This window comes from Nostoc sp. UHCC 0251 (genome assembly GCF_034932245.1).
Taxonomy (GTDB): domain Bacteria; phylum Cyanobacteriota; class Cyanobacteriia; order Cyanobacteriales; family Nostocaceae; genus Nostoc.
Genome location: NZ_JAYGHD010000184.1, coordinates 1 through 5,946 on the forward strand (window position 1 = coordinate 1; position 5,946 = coordinate 5,946).

The window sequence follows — 5,946 nt, forward strand, 5'->3', positions numbered from 1 at the left end:
AATTTCTTCCCCTGCTCCCCCTGCTCCCCCTGCTCCCCCTGCCCCTGCCCCCTGCCCCCTGCCCCCTCTCCCCTCACCATTACCTTGCCTCAGATAGATATTCCTAGCCAATTTGATGTTTTAGTAGTCGGCGCTGGTGCCGCCGGATTATACACAGCGCTGTGCTTACCGGAGTCTTTGCGAGTCGGCTTGATTACCAAAGAAACTGTTGCTTTGTCGGCCAGTGATTGGGCGCAAGGTGGCATTGCCGCAGCAGTTGCCCCGGAAGATTCTCCCACGCTGCACATTGAAGATACGATCCGGGCAGGTGCCGGTTTGTGCGATCGCACTGCTGTAGAATTTCTCGCCCAACTTGCTCCTAACTGCATTCAATCCCTAGTTAACTTGGGAGTTGCTTTTGACCGTCATGGCCAAACCTTGGCTTTAACTTTAGAAGCTGCCCATTCTCGCAACCGTGTTCTCCACGCTGCGGACACCACAGGCAGGGAAGTTACAACCACCCTTACCGCCCAAGTATTACGTCGCCCGAATATTCAAGTCATTCAGCAAGCTTTGGCTTTGAGTTTATGGCTTGAACCTGAAAGCAATCGCTGTCAGGGAATAAGCCTGTTTTATCAAGGTAAAATCACATGGATTAAAGCGGGTGCTGTGATACTGGCAACTGGCGGTGGTGGTCAGGTATTTGCCCAAACCACTAACCCAGCTGTAAGTACTGGTGATGGGGTAGCGATCGCATATCGAGCTGGGGCTATCCTCCGCGATTTGGAATTTGTGCAATTTCATCCCACAGCCCTGACTAAACCTGGTGCCGATCGCTTTCTGATTAGCGAAGCTGTACGCGGCGAAGGCGCACACCTTGTCGATAATGAAGGGCGACGTTTTGCCTTTGATTACCACCCTGCGGGTGAACTCGCACCCAGAGATGTGGTTAGTAGAGCAATTTTCAGCCATTTACAACGTACCGCCCTTGATTTGGCGACTGCCCATGTGTGGTTAGATATGCGCCCCATCCCCCCTGACAAGATTCGTCACCGCTTTCCCAACATCATCAAAGTTTGTCAGCATTGGGGAGTTGATGTCTTCCATGAACCAATCCCTGTAGCGCCTGCTGCCCATTACTGGATGGGTGGGATTGTTGCGGATCTGATGAATCGCACGAATATTAAAGGTTTGTACGCGGTGGGTGAAACCGCTAGTACCGGGGTGCATGGGGCAAATCGCCTTGCCAGTAATTCCTTGCTGGAATGTATTGTGTTTGGGGCCCAGATGTCCCAAATCGAGTTGGAAAATATTGATCTGCCCTCAAAAGCACCATTACTACCATTACAAAAGTTTAGTGCTGATACTAATGAGTGGTACATCCAGCAAACACAGCTAGAAACACTTAGGGAGAAGTTACCACGTTTAGTGTGGGAAAGTGCTGGTATTTGTCGGGAGCAATCAAGGTTGGCAGATGCGATCGTTACTGTTGAATCTTGGCAGCAAGATTTCGCTATCCTACGTTTAAGTCAATTCTTGCTTGCTTTACGTCCCGGAGAACCAGCTAGTTTTGACATACCAGATGTTGAACGGCAATTGAGACTTTGGGCAGAAACTCGGAATTTATTAGATGTGGCTGATTTAATTCTCAAAAGTGCTGCTTTTAGAACCGAAAGCCGAGGTGGACACTACCGTTTAGACTATCCTCAACCAGATCCTAATTGGCAAGTTCACACACTTGTACAAACACATCGTTGGTGTAAATCTGCTTATCTTGATTAAAATTTCTCTAACAGCCTTCTATTGGCAACTAGCTTTACTGCTTGCGGATTAGGACAAAATTTAATCGCGCCTAAAATCCAAAATTGCTATCAGCGGGTACCACTACCATGCTGACTATCAGGACCACCATAATTTGGTGGGATATATATGTCTTTTAAATTTTGAGAATTAACTTTGTGAACAATTAAAGTACTGCTGCTAGTAGCGCTAAAAGTATTAGCACTTGCAATATTAAACATACCTGTAGAGGCAGCAATTTTCGGTAATAGGATGTAAGCGCCTATACAGAATATCATGAACTTTGTGATTTGGAAATTAGCCTTCATATCTTTCAGTAAATTTACTAGTTTTTGGTTTAAGAATGTATTTTTTACTTTTAGCCGTATATTTACTTATTTTTTAAAAAATTGATTTTAACTTTATTAAATTCTTACTATTAGCATACAAAAATGGTGCTATTTGCTTGTATTAAATAGTCTTTCTACTTAAGTGATATTCTTAATAGGTTATTTTTGCATCAGCCTAAAGTTAGATATGTTGAAGCTTACTGTGATCATTGTTTCTAAGTCTCTATTTATTAATAGTAACTTAATTCTTTTAAGTATAAACACTATGTTCAGTGAATATTGAGGCTCAGAAAATATCAAACATGCTGGTTTAATCGTATAATTTTAATTCATACAATTAAGTATATATAAATACAAAACAGCCAAGCTGCCATTTTAAAGTAATCTAAAAAATCATATACTTATAAATTACCGTAGTTTTACTGTCATATCAAGTACATTTTATTAAGCAAAAATACTTAGCAGGATAAAGCTAATTTTTAATTACCTCTGATGACTAATTCTTTATTCTTAAAGGTAAAAAGCCTTGCTAGGCGTTCATATTGCCTAAAAAAACACTCTGGTCATCTATGTGATGCTTTTTCAAGATAGGGCCTTGTACGTCTTACAACTCTATATTCTGAATCTAGGGGTAAAAATATTGACACAAGTTAGAAAAGTCTGGAGGCTTGATTTTTACGTAATTAAGCAAATTCGTAGCGATTTTTACCCAAATGCTTGGCACGATACATTGCTGCATCTGCTTGTTTCATCAAAGTTTCACTGTCTTGACTGTTGTATGGGTAGACACTAATGCCAATACTGGCGGAAACTCGGATTACATAGCCGTCCAAAACAATTGGCTTGCTAATACTGGCTAAAATTTTAGCGGCGATTTTAGCAGCTATTTGAACATTAGGAATTGCCCGTAAAATCACAGTAAATTCATCGCCACCCAAACGAGAAACTGTATCACTAACGCGTAAAGAGTTGCTTAGTCGTCTAGCAATAGTCATTAGCAAGCGATCGCCCGTCTCGTGCCCCAGAGTATCATTGACTTGCTTAAAGCCATCTAAATCAATAAACAGCAGCCCCAGCAATAAGTTGTTGTGTTGGGCCCAATGTAATGACTCGTAAAGTTGTTCGGCAAAAAATTTGCGATTGGATAGACCTGTGAGGGGATCGTGATATGCTAAGTAACGCAAGTGGTCTTCTTTGAGTTTTAATTCATTGTTAGAGCGATATAGTTCAGCAGCAGTACGTTTTAGCTGTTCCTCCATGAGCTTGCGTTGAGTAATATCTCGGATAACCCCAACTAAAAAGAAATTGCCAGCTGAGTCTTTGTGGAGCGATCGCTTAGTGGCAATCTGATGAGTCTGACCATCTGCATTTGTAAATTCTTCTTCATGTTCCTGGGGTTGTTGAGTCCGGAACACAAGATCATCCTGTTGTCGAAACACATCGGCTTCATGTTCAGGGAAAAAGTCATAGTCTGACTTTTCAATTAACAACTTATTCGGATAACCGATAAATTGACAATACGCCTCATTTAAAACAATCCACTGGTGCCGTTCATTTTTCACAAAAATTGGATCAGGAATCGTATTGATTACGTGATGCAAAAATTCTTTGGAACGTTTCCACTCTTCCTGCATGTGGGCAATACGACTGGTTATCCAAATAGCTGAACTGCAAAAGCTAAACAGTGACGGAATGAGCGGTATCCACCAACCGTACAAGAAAGCAAGGTATGCGCTGAGGGTTAATACAAAACAAGCAACTAGGATGCTGAAGAGGCTCTTAGTTGCGTGTCGTATCCGCCATGTCATTACAGTTCCCAGATAAGACCAGATAAAAATCCACAAGTCTTCCACTAAGTCAGGCCAGACCTTGAGTAAGGGTCGTCCTTGCAGAGCTGCTGAGATTAACTCACTAATAAAATAAGCTTGCAGTTGAATACCAGGTACAGGCTTTGCCGTACCCATTAGACTGCTGGAGTAGGGAATGAATACAAAATCTTGCAGACTGGCCGCAGTAGAGCCAATGAGTATAATCCGATCTTTGATTAAGTTTTCTTTAACTTTATCTGCCAGTACATCTCTCATTGATACCTGGCGAAAACTACAAAATTCTCCAGATGAACTTTGACATTTAGGTTTGGGAAAATTGCTCAAAATTTGGTAGCCTCTGGCATCAGCTCCCACATAAGCACCATCATTAGCCTCAAAACGAGTAAATGCTGCCTTACCCAATTGCAAATACTTAGGGTTGTTTTTTGCTTTGGTGGGAGTAATTCCCTCTGGCTTTAAATACAATAAAGCCAACTTCAGGGCAAAACTTTCGTGTACCTGACTTTTAACGTGCCAGTACAACAAACTGCGGCGTACTTTACCATCAAGATCATATAGCACGTTGTTAAAGCCCACTTGATCTTGAGCTAACCCCTGTGGTGGTGAAACACTAACATTTTTATCATTTGCCAGTAGTTGAATACCAATCAAGTTGGGCATTGACTTATAAGCATTATGCAATTCTTGATTACCAAACTCTACTGGCAAATTTCGGTAAATATCTAAGCCAATAGCACGGGGTTTGTGGAGGTTTAATTTTTGCAATAACTGGGCAATCTTTGCATCTGGAATCGGCCACGAACCTACTTCGTTTAAAGAGACTTCATCAATCATTACGATGGTAATACGCTCTTCTGGAGGTTCATTTGGGCGTAAACGAAAAAACTGATCCAAAGCTGCCAACTCCAAAGATTGCAATAATCCGATGGAGTGCAAAAGCAGGACGCAGACTGCAACGCTGGCGGCAGTAATTAATTCTCTGTGTCCTCGACTAAGCGATTGTTTGAGTCCAAAGATTAACTTCACAAAACGCTTGCCTAGCTGCTGATTCATTCCCATTACCTAGTGGGGAGAAATATTCTCTATTTCCTATCGCTATTAACTATCGGACTAACATAGCTCAAGCGGGAGCTAAGGGACTTCCAACTAAAAAATAATCAATGGTTTTGGAAGGCAGGGGGAGCAGAGGAAGCAGGGGAGGCAGGGGGAGAAAAAATTGCATAGTGACGTTGAATACAGGTATTGAATAATTTAATTCTTGGATGTCCCTAAATAGAATGTCTAAGAGCTTTTCAAACTCAGCAAGTTTCTTCAAGGCATTGTGGCATTTATTACTATTGAGGCTAATTAGCTGACCAAACAGGAACTGGGACTTTTGTGACTATCAGCACAAATTAAGTATTAAATATTGTTGAAAGTGAGTTGGGCAAATTTAGCGCCTAAAGCCTTGTGTGGTAAAGCTTGTTCTATTAAACTTGCACATTTTTGCTCAATTAGGTCTTTTAGTAAGGATTACGATAACTTGCAACAAACACATCTTTGGGTTGGCTCTGACATGATTACATCCCAAGCTAGCTCCCAAGTGCTGCAAAAAGAAATTAAACTATACATTATATTAGGGTAAATATACTTGAATAATTCTCTTCCGCTTGAGGTATTTGAGGGTAAAAGCCGGAGGAAAATTAGTAATTGCGTATTGGACAATACCTATTATCTATTACCAAAAACAAAAAAGCCAACTGGAAACAGACTTTGCTGTATTCATACAGTTGGCTATAGGATTTCAGAGGGTTGCAGGTTTAGGGTTGCAGGTTCGGGAACCCCCGTTTAAAAACGGGAGATTGAAGTATTGACGCTGTATTTCTCGCGCTGCGCGTCTCGAAATACATCTTTTTTTTACTGGGCTTTAGACCCTGAAACTTTAGTTTTTTATTTCTATACCCTATACCCCACACCCTAGTTAGAGTCGATGTCCGTATTGCTACGGCGCACCTCTCCTTCAGAACCGG

At 41.6% G+C, this 5,946-nt stretch carries 3 protein-coding genes; 1 reads left to right on the plus strand and 2 read right to left on the minus strand.

Going from position 1 to position 5,946, the window contains the following annotated elements; translation table 11 throughout:
* The first annotated feature begins 84 nt into the window (after nucleotides 1-84).
* On the plus strand, nucleotides 85-1,761 hold the full coding sequence (gene nadB / locus VB740_RS16795) for an L-aspartate oxidase (protein ID WP_323201102.1): 1,677 nt from the start codon (nucleotides 85-87) through the stop codon (nucleotides 1,759-1,761).
* An 89-nt stretch (nucleotides 1,762-1,850) separates the two neighbouring features.
* Here the strand turns inward: nadB and VB740_RS16800 are convergent, their stop codons facing one another.
* Both VB740_RS16800 and VB740_RS16805 read right to left on the minus strand, forming a co-directional pair.
* Nucleotides 1,851-2,087, minus strand: a complete 237-nt coding sequence (locus tag VB740_RS16800; RefSeq protein ID WP_323201103.1) for a hypothetical protein — start codon at nucleotides 2,085-2,087, stop codon at nucleotides 1,851-1,853.
* Nucleotides 2,088-2,791: 704 nt separating this feature from the next.
* Complete coding sequence (locus VB740_RS16805; protein WP_323201104.1) at nucleotides 2,792-4,990, minus strand: CHASE2 domain-containing protein; 2,199 nt, start codon at nucleotides 4,988-4,990, stop codon at nucleotides 2,792-2,794.
* Between the last annotated feature and the right edge of the window lie 956 nt (nucleotides 4,991-5,946).

Bases quoted from the DNA above. Each gene is read 5' to 3' on its own strand.
- VB740_RS16800 (WP_323201103.1), bottom strand. From the start codon at position 2,087: ATGAAGGCTAATTTCCAAATCACAAAGTTCATGATATTCTGTATAGGC.
- VB740_RS16805 (WP_323201104.1), bottom strand. From the start codon at position 4,990: ATGAATCAGCAGCTAGGCAAGCGTTTTGTGAAGTTAATCTTTGGACTC.